Below are 17,692 nucleotides of genomic sequence, written 5' to 3' on the forward strand. Positions count from 1 at the left end.
AGGTAGCAAGCTGGTTATACTCCAATGACTGTAAGAAATTGGATCAGGCCATGTCAGAAGTTGCCCTCGCCACAGCCCCACTGACCGCCCCGCCGGTCATTCGGGCTCTGCTCGCAAAACTCGCCATCCCCTATACGGAAGTCGCGGATCTACCGGGCCTGAATCCTGCGCGAAAGGTCCAGGCCGTGTTGCTGGAAGATGCGGTGGGCGCACTGATGGTGCTGTTCCCGCAGAACCAGTTGCTCGACCTCAACCGCCTCACCGAACTGACCGGTCGCCGCCTCATTGCCGTGTCGCCGGAGCGTGTCGCGCGCATGCTGGGCAAGCATGACCTGAGCCTGCTGCCAGGCCTGCCGCCCCTCACCAGCTCACCGTGCCTGTACGAAGGCAGCCTGCTCAATGAGCCGAACCTGCTGGTGCATTCGGGCGAAGCCGGGCTGCTGCTGGAAATTGCCAGCGACGACTTCAAGACCATGCTGACCAAGGCCAGCGCCGCTCAATTCGGCGAGCCGCTGAGCAACATTCGCCCGAACCTCGACCGCCCAAACGACGACCGCGAGGAAATCACCCAGGCGATGCAAGCGTTCACCGCGCGCCGCATCCAGCAACGCCTGGAAGCGACCATCGAGATTCCACCGCTGGCCGACACCGCGCAGAAGATCATCAAGTTGCGCGTCGACCCCAATGCCACCATCGATGACATCACCGGCGTGGTCGAGACCGACCCGTCCCTGGCCGCGCAAGTGGTGAGCTGGGCCGCGTCGCCCTACTACGCGTCGCCGGGCAAGATCCGCTCGGTGGAAGATGCCATCGTGCGCGTGCTGGGCTTTGACCTGGTGATCAACCTGGCGCTGGGCCTGGCCCTGGGCAAAACCCTGAGCCTGCCCAAGGACCACCCACACCAGGCCACGCCATACTGGCACCAGTCCATCTACACCGCCGCCGTGATCGAAGGCCTGACCCGCGCCATGCCCCGCGCCCAGCGCCCGGAAGCCGGCCTGACCTACCTGGCCGGTCTGCTGCACAACTTCGGTTACCTGCTGCTGGCCCACGTGTTCCCGCCGCACTTCTCGCTGATCTGCCGCCACCTGGAGGTCAACCCGCACCTGTGCCACAGCTATGTCGAGCAACACTTGCTGGGCATCAGCCGCGAGCAGATCGGTGCCTGGTTGATGCGCTACTGGGACATGCCGGACGAATTGTCCACCGCCCTGCGCTTCCAGCACGACCCGACCTACGACGGGCAATATGCTGAGTATCCGAACCTGGTGTGCTTGGCGGTGCGCTTGTTGCGCAGCCGGGGGATTGGCTCCGGGCCGGACGAGGCGATTCCGGACGCGCTGCTTGAGCGCCTGGGCTTGAGCCGTGACAAGGCTGAGGAAGTGGTGGGCAAAGTGCTGGATGCTGAAGTGCTGTTGCGCGAGTTGGCGTCCCAGTTCAGCCAGGGCTGAATCGGTAGTGTGTTAGACCACTGTCGGGGGCAAGCCCCCTCCCACAGGTTGATCTGCGAGCACAGTCAAGTGTGGGAGGGGGCTTGCCCCCGATGAATCCACCTCGGTCTACTTCTTTTTCTTCGGCTTCAAATACTTGGTCAACCCCTGGAACCAGATCACCAGCGCCGGGTTGCCCTTGATCTGGATCGACTTGTCCTGAATCCCCGTCATGAACGCCAGTTGCTTGTTCTTCGCCTGCATCGTGGCGAAGCCGTAGGCGGCGTCCTTGAACGCGATAGCAAACGCCGGCGCCGGGTGAACACCCGAGCGACTGCTGATGCGCTGGTCTTTGACGATGAAGTGACGGGCAACCTTGCCGTCGAGGGTCTGCAGCTGGAAGGCCAGGTCTTTGTCACCCAGTTGCTGCTGGAAGGCGGGATTGGTGCGGCTGGCTTTGCCCATCATCAGGCCCAGCACCCACAGGAGAAGACGAAATTTCATGCACACGGCCTCGGTGTAATTATTGAGTGGCCGCAGCAGTTTAACGATTTGCAAAAAGAACGCCACCGATCTAGCGCATTAGCGGAAGATCGGCTGGCGTTTGACGCTTATAGCAGCATTTTACTTAAACGTTTGGGCAAGGTACCGGCGCCCAGTCGGCCAGGTTCGGATCGCGGCAGCTGCCTTCGAGCTGAGCTTTACCGGCGCTGGCGACCTTCTTGCTTTCATCTTGCTTGGTTTGGGCGGTCTGGAAGGTCTTCTCGGTGCTCACCGCTTCTGTTGGTACGGTTGGAAGAACCGGCTTTTTAGGCGGTTTGGTGCCTGTGCCTTTCTTCTTGCCCGATGTCACAGCGGGTGTTACATCGGCCTTGGCCACGGTGACCACGTCGGTACGCTGTACGCCAACCTGTTGCAGGTCTTTCTCGTAGGCCTGGGTGTAGTTGTTCAGGTCTTCGGCGGCTTTACCGTTGACCGCAACGATCAGGTCATTGGATTCCTTCAGGCCCGAGACGATTTCCGCCAGGCGCTTGCGGCCTTCGGTGTCGTTGACGGTCTTGGCTTTGCGATCAGCCACCAACTTGGTGAACGCGCTCTGGTAGCACTGCTGGGACGCCTTGGCGTACGCAGTGCTGCGGTCGATGTCAGAGGCGCTTTTGTTCACGTCAGCCGCATACGAGGCAATACGCTGGTTGTCATCGGCGATCTGCTTCTGACGTTCGGTGTAGTAACCCGCCGCGCCGCCGGCCAACGCGCCGCCTGCAGCACCGATGGCGGCGTTACGGCCACGTTTTTCCTTGTCGCCTGTGAGGGCGCCCAGCAGTGCACCGCCGGCAGCGCCGATGGCCGCACCGGTCACGACCGACTTGGTCATGTCCGAATCAGTCGCGCGCAGGTGCTGCACCGGCTCGTAGCAGTTCGGGTAGTACTCGACCTTGGTGCTCGACGTGACCTTGGAGGCCGGCGACGTGGCGCAACCGGTCAGCACAGTGCTGAAACCGGCTGCGATCAGCAGCAAGTGACGCTTGGAAACCGCCTTACGGGAAAAAAGCATAAGTGTGTTCTCGTTTAAGTTTGACTTGCCCAGCACGGCTCACCGCCGCCTGAGTCCCTTCCAAGCTCGCCATACAGCCAGCGATCATCGCTGACCGCTCGCTGCGAGCAATTCCTTCAAGATCGTCGCCGGGTCGGCCCGCTGTTGCTTGCGGTAGTTGCCGACATGGCGAACGAACAGTGTTGCGCGCGTCACCAGGCTCTTGCCGAGCACGGGCTTGCGATCCAACTCTTCCTTGATCCGTTGAAACTGCGCCTGGATCACCGCATCGGTGTAACGCGTGCCGGTGGCCAGGTTGTCGATATAAATCGCCACCGCGCCATCAAGCGCACTGCGACCATTGGCGATGGCCATGTCGAACAGCTGCGCGCTGGCCTCGTCCTTGTTGTCCAGGGCCTGCTGGCGACTCTTCTGCAGGTTGGCCAGGCGGATGTTGTAGTTGGCGATGGTCTCGGCCACCAGCGCGGCCGACTGAATCAGGTTGCCCGCCGCTTCTTCACGTTGCTGGGCGATCAGCGAGACATTGCGCTTGAGCTCTTCGTTGACCAGCCCCAGCTCAGCTTGCAGCTTGGGATCGACACTGGCGGCGATGATGCTGTCCAGGCGCTTGGTCGGGTCCTGGGCGTCGTCGATGGCGTCGGTCAGCGAGGCCAGGCGGCCCTCTTTCTGCCACTGCGCGAACAGCTCCTTGTAGCGCGAACGCGGTGCCGACAGCGCACCAATCGCCACGCGGAAACCCGTGGTCTCGTTGCTTTGCTCGGTGCCGTCGGCGGCAAACAGCGGGTACTCGCGGCGCATGCCGGTGAACAGCGTGCCCTCGCCTTCCAGGTAGTTGCCGCCCTTGACCACAAAGCCGCCGTAGGTGCCCTGACGGCGCCCCGCGTGGACCAATTGGAAGGACTCCTGGACCATTTCGGCCGCGTTGCCGATCACATCGAACAGGCCGATCGGGTTGGGCAATTTGGTGCCGATGGGCATCAGGCGCGCAGCCTGGCCAGTGCCGCCGGCCACTTGGTTGAACACGGCGTAATCGCCGAGCGGGCCGTCACTGTCACTGCCTTCGACGCGGCGGGGGAACAGGCGCCCTTCCAGGTCCTGGCGGCTGACCGCATGGCCACCGCGCGCGGCGAACTCCCACTCCACTTCGGTGGGCAGGCGCACAAAGCCCAAGCCGCCGTCATCCGCCGACGAGCCACGACCGCTGACCGGCAGCAACTCACGGTGGTATTTCATCAACCAGGCGCTGTACACCGCCGAAAAGCGCTCGGCTTCAAAGCGCGACAGCTTGACCTTGGGCAAGCGCCCGGCCATGCCGGTCGGCGCATCGCACGCCGGTGCCGGTTCGCCGCTGGCCAGCGACTGTGCCTGCGACATCACTTGGGCGTACTGGCGGGCGGTCACTTCGTACTTGCCGATGAAGTACAGCATCGGCTTGAGCGGGGTCTTGGCGTCGGTCTTCGGCATCAGCGGCGCGATGACTTTGTTCCAGTCTTTGGGCAAGTCCTTGAGGGTGAACTGGCCGTTGATGAAGTCACGGCGGTAGCCGGAAATAAACGACTGCTGATAGCCCGCCTCGCCTTCGGCAAAGGGGTAGCCGAGGCTGATCTCGCGGTCATCCAGGGTGCCCTGGGCCAACACGTAGGCGTAGCGGAACACCATGTTGCCTTCGCACGGCAGCGGCAGGCTGACGTCGCCTTCCAACGGTTTGGGGTTGTCGAGCTTGTCATGCTTCTCTAATAAAGAGTCCTCATCGGCCCAGGCCATCGAGGCCAGGGTCAGCGCCACGCAGGCGCCCAGTAACTTATACATCTCTGATTCCTTCAGAAGCCTGGATCCGCGCCACTCGCCAACCACCACAGGCCGCCGCCACGGCGCTGACGCCCATGACTGCAACCAGGGCCAGGCCGTAATGACGCGCCAACAGATGGCTGGCGTATTCGCCCGGCACCTGCACAAATAACTGATTCAACGCCGCCTCGGCCACGCCATACAGGCCGGCACTGAGCACGGCAGCAAAACCTGCGCTGTACAGCGCCTGCACCACCACAAACAGCAACAGCCCACCCGTCGAGAACCCCAACAGGCGCAACACCGACAATTCCCGACGCTTGCGCGCCACAGCCGCGAGGGCCCCGGCAAAGATCGCCGCAAACGCACCCGCCACCGCCAAACCGCCAATCATCCAAAACACGATCGACAGGTTGCGGCTCAACGACTGCACCTGGGCGATGGTCTGGGCCTGGGTCGACACCAACAGGTTCTGACCGGCGAAAAACACCCGCAGCGGTTCCACATCGACGAGGCGACGGGCGTACAGGCGGAACGCCGGGTACACACGCTGCTCGGTCACACCAACCGCCTCCCCGACCCAGCCCAGCGCCGGTACTGCGCGACCATCACGGTAATCTTCTGCTGCTTCCAGCAATTTCAAATCGGCAAACAACCCGTCACGGGCGAAGGCCTCCAGCGGCAGTACCGCCAGCACCTGCAAGCGCGTGCGCTGGGCTTCCACGCGCCCCGCCACTTGCCGGGCAAAACTGGTTTCCAGCCAATCCCCGGGCCGCGCCGCCAGCTTCTCGGCGGCGGTATGACTCAGCACGATCTGGTCCAGGCCCCGAGGCAACGGCAAGCCGTTCAACAACGGATCGCCCGACGCCGTCGGCAGCATCTCCAAGCTCAACGAGCCCACCTGCGCTGTCGCCGCAATCTGCCGCGTGCGCGGTACCGCAAACGCTACATCGCTGCGCTGGCCGAGCTGCTCGATAAAGGCGCTGCTGAATCGACCACCGCCCAGCGGAATAATTTCACGGGTGGCGGGGTCAGTCTCCAAACGTTCGGTCAAACTGCTAACCAGTCCAAATTTCAGGCCGAATAACACCAGCAACGGGGCGATCACAGCGACCAATGCCAGCACCGAACAGGCCGACAGCCACGCGTCGTTGCGGTAATCCTGCCAGGCGAGCGACGCGACCAAGCCGATGCGCATCAGCACGCCTCCCCGAGGGTCGCGGTGACGCCGCCGTCGGTGTCGCGACGGCAACTGATGCGCCGCACCTGCAAGCCACTGGCGCGGGCCAATGGTTCGTCATGGGTGGCGATCACACACGCGGCGCGGTGCTCACGAGCCTGGGCCAGCAGCGCCTGCATCACGCGCTCGGCGTTCAGCGGGTCAAGGGACGCGGTGGGTTCATCCGCCAGCACCAGCTGCGGCGCATGGGCCAGGGCGCGGGCGCAGCTGACGCGCTGGCGCTGCCCCACCGACAACGCTGCCGGTTTCTTGGCCAACTGGTCACTGATTTCCAGTTGCTCGGCCAGGCGCAACACGCTGCCGTCGTCCGTCAAGCCCAGCAGTTGGCGGGACAAGGCGATGTTGTCGCGCACGTCGAGAAACCCCAGCAGGCCACCGGTCTGCAGCACATACCCCAGATGCTGGCTACGCAGCGCGGCCAACGTGGACTGCTGCTCGCCGCGCCACAACCCGGCGATGTCGTGCTGATGGAAATCGAACTGCCCGACCTGGTCCGGCGCCAAGACCAGCGCCAGCAGGTCCAGCAACGTGCTTTTGCCGCAACCGCTGGGCCCGACAATCGCCAATTGCTCACCCACGCGCAGCGTCAACGCCGGGATCACCAAGCGATAGCGCTGGCTACCGACGCCCCGGCTCTTGTGCACCGCGCTCAGGTTCAGCATCACGGCAACGTCGACAGCGGCACGCGGTACAACGCGTCGCCCGGCTCGGCATCGCCGAAACGGACCCAGTTGGCCACGTCATTGTGGAAGGTTTCATAGAGGCGGATCTTCGAATCCAGCTCGTCGATAAAGTCTTCCTGCTCGGCCACGCTCAACGACAACCACAAGTCCTGGGTCATGTTCAGCGACTTGCTGCGGTACGGCAGGCCTTCCAGGTATTCGCCAAGAATGCCGCCGTCGGCCAGGTTGCCGCCCTTGCGCAGGGCCTGCGGGTCGCGGCTCATGTAGGCAGAGGCGCTGGCGATTTCCTGGAAGAAGTCCTTGGGCGAAGTCTGGGTCTTGCGCGCCGCGTCGACGATCAGTTTCAACGACTGTTGCAGGTCGTTGAGCTGCAATTTGGTCAGCATCACGCAGACCTGGAACGCCGGCAGTGCCGGGTTGGTCAGGTCGCGGTCGGCGGTCCAGGCGCTGACCAGTTGCGGCGCCTGGCTCGCGGCTTTGCGACCGAGGAAATCCATGTGCATGGCGTAGCCGACGGCTGCGGATTTATCCGCCAAGGTTGGCGCGGAACTCAACAACGGCACTGGCTGCGGCGTATTGCTGCGTACCTGATGAACAAGGTTGGCGAACACCGTGCCGATTTCGTCCACACGCTCGCCCAATTTACGCACGTCGCCACCCGGCACCGGCGTGTAGAGGTCGCCGATCTGCGGGTTGGCGTCGGCGGTAAGGATGCGGTACTGGCTCTCGGCACCGGCATGGGTTTTCTTGCCGGCGTCGGTGCGCAGGTGCAGGGCGTAGATCTTGATCTGCTTGCCCAGCGCCGCCTGGCGCACTTCGGCTTCGTTCATCTGGGTGGCGGCAAACGGGTCGTTCTTGCGCAGCGCGCCAGCGTCGGTAACCAGCAGGATAATGCGCCCGCCGTAGCCGGACCAATCCATGCCATCCACCGCCTGCATCACCCCGGCGAACGCGTCTTCGTTGAACGAGTGGCTGGACACCGTGGACGCCTTGACCTGGCGCGCCATGTCGAGGAAGCGTTGCGGGTCGCGGCCCTGGTCGAGGCTGATCAGGGTCTTGGCCACGTACTCCAGGCCTGGGGTTTTCTTGATACTGCTGCGAAAGCCCACCATGCCGAAACTGACACTGTCCAACTCGCCACGCTCGGCGATGCGGGTTTGCAGTTCGTGCACCACGTCGCGAATCTGGTCGATGTAGGGCTGCATCGACACGGTGGTGTCGACCACCAACACCACGGCGGTACGGAAGGCATCGGCGTTGGCCTTGATCACCGGCGTCGAGGGCTTGGCGGCTGCGCTGCTGCCGGGGTCGATGGAGGCCACATTGAGCAACTGCACCGGCTGGCCGTTTTCGTCAAAGGTCTCTTTGGAATCGAAGATCGGCAACAGGTAGAACTGATTCTGCGGCACCGCGCTGGCCGTCGGTTCCAGGGCCAGTATCTGGCTGTTGTCTTCGCTGTTTTTCTGCGCCTTGGCCAGCACGCCTTTGGCGGCGGCTGGGTCGGCCAACAACTTCTCTACTTCGCCGGATTGGCGCAGGAACATCACGGGCGCCCGGCCCGAACGTTCGGTGAACTTGAGCACCAGGCTCTGTTTCCAGTCGCTGACGTGTGACGCCGGCAACCAACCGTCGCTGCGCCCATCGGTGGCGGCACCGACGCGTACCCACGGGCTGCCGTCGACGTCCTTGCGTTGGTAGACATAGAGCACGGAAAACGCCGGCAGGGCTTTGCCCGGCGCGCTGCCTGCGTCAGAGGAAAGCTTGGCGCCCGGCTTACTCAGGACGCGCTGGAACAGTGTCTTCTTACCTGCCATCAATAACGGACGCTGGCCGCCGTCGACGTCGGGAACAGGCGGCGCCACCGTCGGCACCACCGCAGCCGGCGGCTTGGCGACGGGCTTATCGCTACCGCTCAACCACCAGTAACTGGCACCACCGATGGCCAAGGCCACCGCCACCGCAACCGCCGCCAGCGCCATCACCGGCCCACGGCGCTGCTCGGACACGGCGTTGTGTTGCGTCGGTGTCACCACCGGCTGGCGCGCGACAGGTTGCGGCTGTGGTTTATCGGTCGGAATATCGATAGTGACCGGGGTCATGCCCGCCAGGTCGAAGCTCAGCGGGATGGGCAGCGGCCGCACCAAGGTGGCCTCCGGCGACTCCGCCGGCAGGTTATCCAGGGCCTGCAACAACGCCGCTGCATCCGGGAACCGTTCCGCCGGGTCCTTGGCCAACAGCTTGCGCAGCACCTCCTGGTAGCGACCGTGGTGCACCGGCAGTTCCGGCAATGGCTCAGTCAGGTGCGCCAATGCCGTGGACAGCGCGTCGGTGCCGCTATACGGCAGCTTGCCGACGAGAATTTCATACAGCACCACACCCAACGCGTACAGGTCGGCACGGCCGTCGATCTCCTGGCCCCGCGCCTGTTCCGGGCTCATGTAGCTCGGCGTGCCCACGGCAAACCCGGCCTGGGTGAACTGGGTGCGGTCGTCCAGCGACTTGGCGATACCAAAGTCGGACAGCACCGCCGTGCCATCAGCGCGAAACAGAATGTTCGCCGGTTTCACATCGCGGTGCACCAGCCCTTGGGCATGGGCATAGCCCAGCGCCGAGGCGATCTGGCGAATCAGCGTCACACCCTGCTCCGGCGTCAACCCTGCGGCGATGCGCTCCTTGAGCGTACCGTTGGGCAGGTATTCCATGGCCATGTAATACAGCTCACCGACGTTGCCGATGTCATGGATGGTCACCGTGTGCGGGTGCGACAAGCGCGCCAGGGTCTTACCCTCGCGCAGGAAGCGTTCGCAGAAGCTCGGGTCGGCCGCCAGCGCCGCCGCCATCACCTTCAACGCCACCTTGCGCTCCAGCGAGCGCTGGGTCGCCAGGTACACGCTGGCCATGGCGCCTTCGCCGATCTCGCCTTCGATGTCGTAGCCGGGGATGACGATGTTCATGGCGATACCTTCACGACGATGGCGGTGATGTTGTCCGGCGCGCCCCGGTTGAGCCCCAGGTGCACCAGGCTGCGCACGATTTCATCCGGTGCGTCATGGCTGAGCACTTCGCGGATCTCATGGTCTTCGACGGTCTTGTTCAAGCCGTCGCTGCACAGCAGGTAGCTGTCACCGGGGGCGATCAGCAGGTCGACCACCGCCAGGTCCAAGTGCGCCTCCACGCCAATGGCGCGGGTGACGATATTGGCGCGTGGGTGGACGCGGGCGTCGGCTTCGCTGAGCAGGCCGCTGTCTTGCAGGTCCTGGACGTAGCTGTGGTCGCGTGAGATGCCTTCGAGCACACCGTCGCGCAAGCGGTACAAGCGACTGTCGCCGGCCCACAGGCACACGCCGCGCAGGCCTCGGGCGGCCAACAACACTACGGTACTGCCCATCATGGACACGCCACGGTGGGCGGTTTCTTCGCGCACGGCTGCGTTGATGCGGATCAGGTCGTTGCGCAGCGCCGCCGTGTATTCATCCAGCGAGCGCCCCACCGGCACGCTGCGCAGGCTGTCGACGATCAGGCTGCTCACATAGTCCCCCGCCGCATGCCCGCCCATGCCGTCGGCCACCACCCACAGACGATTTTCCGGCAGGTCCAGGCAGGCGTCTTCGTTGACCTGGCGGACCATGCCCACATGGCTTTTGCTTGCGGATTTGTACGTCGACCCCATCTACACCACACCTTCTTGTCCGAGCAAAAACTGCGCAAAATCGCTGGCGGCGGGTAGGCCCTGACACCGCAACAAACCTGGGGAAATCGCCTGCGAGCCCCGGCCCCACCACAGGCTCGCGCCGTCGCAGGCCAGTTCGGCGAGCGCGGTCATGCGCTGGTGCGGTTCGGTGGCGGCCACCCGCTGCAGACCGGCGAAACGGCTGTCCTGCGCGCGTAGCTCGCTCGCCGGGAAACCCAGGCTATCGAGACCGTCATTGAAGCGTTCGAAGGTGGCACCGGTATCCAGGGTGCTGAGCAACAGCGCTTCGGCCTGCTCGAACCAGCTGTCCGGCCCGCCCACCAGCGAGGCCGGGTTGGTGGCGTGATCGAGCAACGCCACCACCGCCAGCGGAAAGTAGCGGCCGACCCGATCGATGCTCGGCATCACCACGCCCGCCGCCGCGTCCGGCCCACACACGCCGGGCGCCAGCACAAAGCGCCACAGCGGGCTGACCAAGTACGTGTTGAGCCAATCACCGCCGAGGCTGTTTTGGCTGGCAAGCAAACCCGCCGCCAGCCAGCTGTCCCACGGGCCGATAAAACTCTGGGGCAAGGCGCGGCTGACAAAATCACCGCGGCTGGCCAACTTGCCGTAGAAACCCAGCGCCGTCATAGCCGCTCCGGCAGGCTGAAGCCGCTGAGCACGCGGCTCTTGAACGGGTTGAAGGCACTGTTGGCGCGCAGCTCGTAGGCGATGCTCGCACCGTCGACGCGCAGGCGCAGGTTGAAACGGTCCGGCGAATTACCGGCGGTGAGGTCCGATTGCTCGAGCAAGCGGAACCAGGCCCACGGCCCGTCCAGAGTCACGCCCGAACGGCCACTGGCCGATGGCGGCATGATCGAAATGCGCACCACGCCAATACTGCCAGGGTTCGGCCATTGCATCGCCACCGGGCGGCTGGGGCCGTGGTCGTAGCTCAATTGCTGGCCGTCGAGGTCAAGCAAAAACTGCGTGATAGTCGGGTCCATCGACACCGGCTTGAGTTCGAACCGCACAATCGGCTGGGTCCCCCCGGCGCGGAAGAACGCATCGCGGATCGTCGCCGCACGCTGGAAGGTTTGCAGCACACCCGGTGCAATCCCGAGTTTCTGTGCGGCGCCCGGTTGCCAGCGCCAGGTCTGCGCGGAGGTGTCCACGTAGGGCTGCAGGTATTTGCGGAAGTAGTTGTCCATCACCCCGCCCACCCCAAAGAACTGGCCGAAGTCATCCAGGGTGGCATCCCGCGCACTGCCCGGCGACATCGGGTAACGCCCGGCCAGCGACTGGCGATACACGTTGACCACTTCACTGACCCAGGCCGCGTTCAACTGGTTACGCACGCCGCCCATCATGCTGTTGGTGGTGGAGTTGACCACCGACTTGACCATGCCCTGCACCAACGGCGGCTGGCGCTCGGCATTCAGGCTGACCCGTGTGGCCGCAGCCGCCGCCTGGTTCTTTGCTTCGCCGAGCAACGCATCGCCGCTGGCGCCTACCATGGCGCTGACCTGCACATACAGCGCATTCATGTCGGTGAGCAGGCCATCGATGGCCGCCGGCTCGCCTTCGTTCTTGCTGACGATGCTGTTGAGTTCGGCGAAGTGCGCGGTCACCGGATCATCCGCAGCGACGGGCGTATTGGCGGTCGGTTGCTCCTGGCCGAGCAGGCTGCCCAGGCGCTCCTTGAGTTTGTCGACGCCCCCTTCCACCGGCACACCTTTGGCGGCCAGCTGGCGTTCTTCGGCTTGCAGATCGGTTTCCTTGGCCACGGCCACCAGCAGTTTTTTCAGCGGCGAGGTCGGGCCGGAAATCACCCGCAGCACGTCGGCCGCCTGGGCCACGCTGGTGATCGGCACGAAGTCGATGTCCGCGAGCAAGGCATCCCACTGGCGCTGGTAATCCTGGAAATACAGGCGGCGCACGTCGGCGGCCAGGCTCACCACGTTCTGTTGGTCGGCCTGTTCGTGGCCCAACACCCACTGCTCTTCGGCGAGGGTGCCGGTCTGGTTCAGGCTGCTCAGCAGGAACGCCTGGCGATAGCCTTTGGCGGTGAAGAAACCACTCAACGGCTCGCCCAGCGGCTTGCCGCTTTTGCGGCTGAACACCAGCGCTGCGTCACGACCGGCGGCTTCGTTGATGCGAAAGTCCGGGATGCCCTCGGGCAGTTTCTGGCGCTTGACCCGGTCGTAGACGCGCTGGGCCACCGGCAGTTGTTGCAACTGGCGACGCAGGTCATCAATCAAACGTGGGTCGAGGCGTGCGCTCGGCGGATGACGTTCGAACAGCGCCTGCAAATGCCCGGCCAGGGCCTGCCGTTGGTCCGCCGGCAGATCGCGGGGCAGGTTGCGGTCCCAGTCGAGGGCGATCCAGGCCTTGATAAAGTCCGGGTCGTAATGCTCGGTGTCAGCGAGCATCAGGTAAGCCTTGAGGCCTTCGTAGAGGAAGTCGGAATTGCCACCACCGTGCAGTTGTTCTTCGATGCGCGTCACCAGGCGTGGCGCGAACACCGCGATCAACAGCTTGCGGTAAACACTGGCGGACTCGGCTTCAAGCATGTCGCCCTGGTACAGCCCGAGGCCTTCGGACCAGCTGGGCGAGTCGCCCGCCAGGTTCTTAACGGCGTTGAGCAACGGCAGCACGGCGAGGACGTCGCGCTGCGCCGGGCTCAGGTTCTGCACGGTCTGGCCCAGTGGCGCGACCTTTTGGTCGACCTGGGCGATATACGCCTGGTTGGCGCGGTAACTCACCCACCACAGGCCGCTGACCACCACGACCAGCGCCACGGTGGCGGCCAGCACACCGCGCGCAATCCATTTGCGCCGACGCTCGACCTTCGGGTTCACCCCGACCAGGCCACGCTCGGCAAACGCTACCGCAGTGAAGAGTTTTTCGATGAAATAACTGCGCCCGGTGCCACTCTGTCGCGCCAGGTGCTGGCGGTCCAGGTTCATGCTCTGGGCCATCGCACCGATCAGACGGTCAATCGGGCTGCCTTCCTGGGTACCGCTGGTAAAGTACACGCCGCGCAGCAACACGCGCTCTTCAAAGGCATTGGGTTTGAACACGCCTTCGAGGAAGCTTTGCAGGCAATCCTTCAACGCACCGAACTGCTGCGGGAAGCCGTAGATCAGGTCGCGCCGCGCGGGGTCGCGTTCCTGTTGCAGGCGCTCCACCAGGCGTTCGTTGAGGCGCTGCTCCAAGCCGGCGAACTCGCTTTGCAGATGCGCCAGCGGGCTGTCGGTGTTTTTGCCGTCGTCCAGGGCAAAGGTCATGCCCCACACCTGGGCGCGCTCTTCCTTGCTGAGGTTGTCGAAGAACTCCATGAAGCCCGGCACCAGGTCGAGCTTGGTCAGCATCAGGTAGATCGGGAAGCGCACGCCCAGTTGGGTGTACAGCTCCTGAATACGCAAGCGGATGGCGGCGGCATGGGCGGCGCGTTCGGGGTCGGTGCCCAGCAACAGGTCCGACAGGCTGATGGCGATAAAGGCGCCATCGATCGGGCGGCGCGAGCGCTGCTTTTTCAGCAGGTCGAGGAAGCCCAGCCACGCGGCTTTATCCACCGTGGAGTTGCTGTCCTGAGTGGTGTAGCGGCCGGCGGTGTCGAGCAACACGGCTTGATCGGTGAACCACCAGTCGCAGTTGCGCGTACCGCCGACGCCGCGCACGGCACCGGCGCCCAGCTGCGCAGCCAGCGGAAAATGCAGCCCGGAGTTGACCAGCGCCGTGGTCTTGCCCGAACCCGGCGGGCCGATGATCACGTACCACGGCAGCTCGTAGAGGTTGCGGCGTTCATCGCCACCCAGCTTGGCCTTTTTCAGCAGCGCCAGGGCCTCGTCCATGCGCTGGCGCAGGGTGGTGAGTTCTTCGGCGGTAGCGGTGCTGTTGGGGTCGGCCGGGGTTTGCGCGGCCAGGCTGCGCATCACTTCGGCGGCCTGGCGGCGGGCCTGGATGATGCGGAACACGCGGTAGGCAATCCATACCGCAAACACCAGAATGATCAGCGCCCAACGGCGCCCTTCCGGCACCAGCACATCGAGCAACGGCCCGACAAACCAGATGATCAGGCTCAGGGCGATCAGGCCCAGCACGGGGATCACCCAGCGAATCATGAAACTGAAAAACGCCTTCACTCGACGCCCTCCGCCAATACGGTGATTTCAACCCGACGATTGCGGGCACGGCCTTCGGCGGTGGCGTTGGTCGCCACCGGCTCGGTGTCGCTGCGGCCCTCGGCGCTGAAGCGGTCTGCCTGGCCGGTCTTGGCCGCGAGGATGTCCAGCACCGACTTGGCCCGCGCTTCGGACAGCGCCCAGTTGGACGGGAAACGCAGCGTGGCAATCGGGCGGTTGTCACTGTGCCCGGTCACCCGCACCTGGCCCTTGACCTTGCGGATGGCGTCGGCGATGCGCAGCATCAGCGGCTGGTAGTCATCGACGATGCTGGAGCTGGCGGACGCAAACAGCTCATCGCCACGGATGGTGACCACCGAACGGTCGACCGCATCTTCCACGGCAACGCGCCCCGCCTTTATGTCTTCCACCAGGAAGCCGGCCAGACGTGGGCGCTCGATGACTTTAGGCTGCGCCACCGGACGGTCGATGGCCTGCACCGGGATCTCACCCAGGGCATGGATATTCTTGAACACCGGCTCAGCATCCGACGCCAGCTTCAAACGCAAACCAAACAGCAACGCCAGCAGGAGCGCGACGCCGATGGCCACGGCGATCCACGGCGGCATGAATTGCGCCAGGCGATCACGGGCCACGGTCACGCCGCGCCAGTGCGGCGACAGCTCACGCTCGTGTTCACCACGCGCACTGCGAATGGCCGCGGCGGTGCGCTCGCGCAGGGCTTCCAAGTGGCTGCGACCGTCGTTCATCACGCGGTAGCGGCCTTCGAAACCCAGGCACATGCACAGGTACAACAACTCCAGCAGGTACAGGCGTTCCCGCGGGCTTTGCAGGCAGTGGTCGAGCAACTGGAAGACTTTTTCGCCACCCCAGGCTTCGTTGTGCACGGTGATCAGCAGGCTCTGCTTGCCCCAATCACTGGTGCTGCCCCAAGGCGTGCTCAATACCGCTTCATCCAGCGCGGTGCACAGCGCGTAACGGGCCAGCAGCACTTCGTTGCGGGCGATACCGGCCGCTTCGGCGCGCTCTTCGAACTGGCGCAAGTAAGCCAACAACTGTGCGCGCAGACTGGCCGGTGCCGGGTGGGCGATGGTGTTGCGCAGGCGCGTCAGCAGCGCCAGCAAGGGGCCGGCGGCGCTTTCCAGCGGGTTGAGGCCCTGGCTCTTGCCGGTGAGCATCGGCGCGGCCGGCATGGCCAGCGGCGAAGGTTCGGCACGCACCGGTTCCGGCGCCCGGCCACCCGGACGCGGCATGAACTGAGTGCGGTCATCATCATTGGGATGCATCGCGGATTATCCTCGGATCGCCCAGAAGGCCAGGTTCAAGCCCGGGAACTGCCCGGCGATATGGAAGGCAAAACCGCCGGAGTTGCCCAACTGTTGCCAGGCCTCGCTGCCGCGATCCAGCTCGTAATAGGTCGAGCCGGCGTGGTACGGCAGTTGGCGTGGCGCCACCGGCAGAGGCAACAGGCTGATGCCCGGCAGTTGCAGGTTGACCAGGTCGCGGATGTGCTCCACCGAGCCGACTTTGCTCTGCTGGCCGAAGCGCGCACGCAGGGTTTCACCGGGCACGTCGGCCCGCACCACGAGGATGAAGCTGGCGTTGTCGAGCAGGGTCTTGTCGGCCAGCATCGCCACGTGCACGCCGTAGGCTTTCTCGACAATCGGGATCGGCGTGGCCTTGCTGTCGATCAGCATCGACAGCGCTTCACGCAACGCCGCCATCACCGGGGCAAAGCTCAGGGCCAAGTCGTCGTGCTGGTACTGCGGGTATTCCTGCGGGCGACGGCCCGAGGTGGAGAAGGTCGAGAACTCGCCGGCCAGGCTGACCAACTCACTGAAGAAACGCTCCGGGTGCAGCGGGCTCAACTGGCTCAAATGCTGGATCAGCGGTTGGGCACGGTTGACCAGTTGCAGCAGCATGAAGTCGGCAATCTCCGACGCGCCACCGGCGCCCGAGGCAACTACGCGGCCAGCCAAGGCCTCGCCGCGCTGGTGCAGCAGGCCGAGCAGTTCACTGCGAAACGCCGTCAGCGGCTTGCTCGCGGCGACGTCCAGCACCGGCGGAATGTAAGTGTCGTCGAGCACCAGCGCACGGTCGGCGCGCTTTTCCTTGATGCGCACCAAGCCCACGGCGGCGTAATCGCTGATGCCATCCTGGGCAGTCAGCAGACGTAGGGCGCGGGAACCCACGGCCACCGGGGCGCGATTTTCGAACGGGGCGTTGTCGTCGCGCACTTCGCGGACCTGGCTCACGTAACGCGCCGCTTCCAGGGCTTCGCCTTCATCCACGGTATCGCGGGCGCCGGCACGCTTGAGCGGCAGCGCCAGGTACACCAGGCCGTCGCGCAGGTTGTCGTCAATATTCAACGGGCTCGGTGCCAGGTCGTCCTGGGGGATGTTGAACGGCGTACCGTCCGGCAGCAGGCCGCGCGCCGATACGATCGCCAGCTTGCCCTGGGCCAGCAGGCCCTGGTCGATCAGCAGCTCGGAAAACCCCCAGGCGCCGGCGGACAACGGGCGGCTGCGGGCGTCGATCAGGTTTTCCAGGTAACGGTCATGCTGCTGGAAGTGCTGCGTTCCGATGAACATGCCTTCCGACCAGACCACGCGATTGTTCCAGGACATGGGGGCTCCGATTGCTTCTTATTGGGCAGGGCTGGATGGGGTGACCACGACGTCGGCGCGCACGGCGCGTACATCGAGGCTGATCTGGTATTCGGTGTATTGGCGCGCGGGCACGTTGATCACCGTGCGCCATTGCGCACGGTCCAACTCGCGATAGCCCACCAAGAGCCCGATCTGGCGCGTGGACGGGTCGAGGTCGCGCTGGATGCTCAGTTGCTCGCCGGGTTGCACCATCACTTCGTCCTGGTCCAGCAGGTCCAGGCCCAGGGTCGATTGCGCCCGGTCAGCCAGGGCGAAGTAATCGGAACGGGCGAAGGTGGCGGCGTTTTTCAGTTCGAAGATGCGCACCCGCACCGGCGCGGCCTGGCCGTTGGCGCCGGGGTTAAGCCCGCTGATCGCGTGGAAGTGCAGCTCGACGGCGGCCGTATCCGCTTCAGCCTCGGCGGCGGTTTCGGGTTTGGCGGCGTCTTTGGCACACGCCGTCAGCAAAAGCAGTGTGGCAATTGCGAGTAAAAACCTGGGAATCATCCTGCGTCCTCAATGACGTA

13 protein-coding genes are annotated in these 17,692 nt (G+C 64.5%); 1 reads left to right on the plus strand and 12 read right to left on the minus strand.

What is annotated here, in order from left to right; all coding sequences use genetic code 11:
- Positions 1-50 precede the first annotated feature (50 nt).
- On the plus strand, positions 51-1,451 hold the full coding sequence (locus tag K7431_RS07810) for an aminoacyl-tRNA deacylase and HDOD domain-containing protein (RefSeq protein WP_015886542.1): 1,401 nt from the start codon (positions 51-53) through the stop codon (positions 1,449-1,451).
- Between the two features lie 108 nt (positions 1,452-1,559).
- Here K7431_RS07810 and K7431_RS07815 read toward each other — a convergent pair whose 3' ends face one another.
- From K7431_RS07815 to tssJ, 12 genes are all read right to left on the minus strand, one after another.
- Entirely contained in the window at positions 1,560-1,934 is a 375-nt protein-coding gene (locus K7431_RS07815; RefSeq protein WP_043206343.1) for a hypothetical protein, read from the minus strand.
- Between the two features lie 124 nt (positions 1,935-2,058).
- Complete coding sequence (gene tagQ / locus K7431_RS07820; RefSeq protein WP_043206064.1) at positions 2,059-2,985, minus strand: type VI secretion system-associated lipoprotein TagQ; 927 nt, start codon at positions 2,983-2,985, stop codon at positions 2,059-2,061.
- A gap of 84 nt (positions 2,986-3,069) precedes the next feature.
- Complete coding sequence (locus K7431_RS07825; protein WP_015886545.1) at positions 3,070-4,794, minus strand: formylglycine-generating enzyme family protein; 1,725 nt, start codon at positions 4,792-4,794, stop codon at positions 3,070-3,072.
- Entirely contained in the window at positions 4,787-5,971 is a 1,185-nt protein-coding gene (locus K7431_RS07830) for an ABC transporter permease (RefSeq protein ID WP_015886546.1), read from the minus strand. Before K7431_RS07830 ends, K7431_RS07825 begins: the two co-directional genes overlap by 8 nt.
- Positions 5,971-6,675, minus strand: a complete 705-nt coding sequence (locus K7431_RS07835; protein WP_015886547.1) for an ABC transporter ATP-binding protein — start codon at positions 6,673-6,675, stop codon at positions 5,971-5,973. The genes K7431_RS07830 and K7431_RS07835 overlap by 1 nt, the downstream gene beginning before the upstream one ends.
- Complete coding sequence (locus K7431_RS07840; RefSeq protein ID WP_015886548.1) at positions 6,675-9,650, minus strand: serine/threonine-protein kinase; 2,976 nt, start codon at positions 9,648-9,650, stop codon at positions 6,675-6,677. The genes K7431_RS07835 and K7431_RS07840 overlap by 1 nt, the downstream gene beginning before the upstream one ends.
- A complete protein-coding gene (locus tag K7431_RS07845; protein ID WP_015886549.1) occupies positions 9,647-10,366 on the minus strand; it encodes a PP2C family protein-serine/threonine phosphatase in 720 nt (239 codons plus the stop codon). The genes K7431_RS07840 and K7431_RS07845 overlap by 4 nt, the downstream gene beginning before the upstream one ends.
- A complete protein-coding gene (gene tagF / locus K7431_RS07850; RefSeq protein WP_015886550.1) occupies positions 10,367-11,020 on the minus strand; it encodes a type VI secretion system-associated protein TagF in 654 nt (217 codons plus the stop codon).
- Entirely contained in the window at positions 11,017-14,517 is a 3,501-nt protein-coding gene (tssM, locus tag K7431_RS07855) for a type VI secretion system membrane subunit TssM (RefSeq protein ID WP_015886551.1), read from the minus strand. The genes tagF and tssM overlap by 4 nt, the downstream gene beginning before the upstream one ends.
- Positions 14,514-15,803 (minus strand): DotU family type VI secretion system protein, encoded by a 1,290-nt coding sequence (locus tag K7431_RS07860; RefSeq protein WP_015886552.1) that lies wholly within the window; start codon positions 15,801-15,803, stop codon positions 14,514-14,516. Before K7431_RS07860 ends, tssM begins: the two co-directional genes overlap by 4 nt.
- Positions 15,804-15,809: 6 nt before the next feature.
- Positions 15,810-17,144 carry a type VI secretion system baseplate subunit TssK gene (tssK, locus tag K7431_RS07865; protein WP_015886553.1) on the minus strand — a complete coding sequence of 445 codons (1,335 nt, stop codon included), beginning with the start codon at positions 17,142-17,144 and terminating at the stop codon, positions 15,810-15,812.
- An 18-nt stretch (positions 17,145-17,162) separates the two neighbouring features.
- A complete protein-coding gene (gene tssJ / locus K7431_RS07870; RefSeq protein WP_015886554.1) occupies positions 17,163-17,672 on the minus strand; it encodes a type VI secretion system lipoprotein TssJ in 510 nt (169 codons plus the stop codon).
- Positions 17,673-17,692 lie beyond the last annotated feature (20 nt).

The sequence above is a fragment of the Pseudomonas fluorescens group sp. genome (assembly GCF_020093335.1).
Lineage (GTDB): Bacteria > Pseudomonadota > Gammaproteobacteria > Pseudomonadales > Pseudomonadaceae > Aquipseudomonas > Aquipseudomonas petroselini.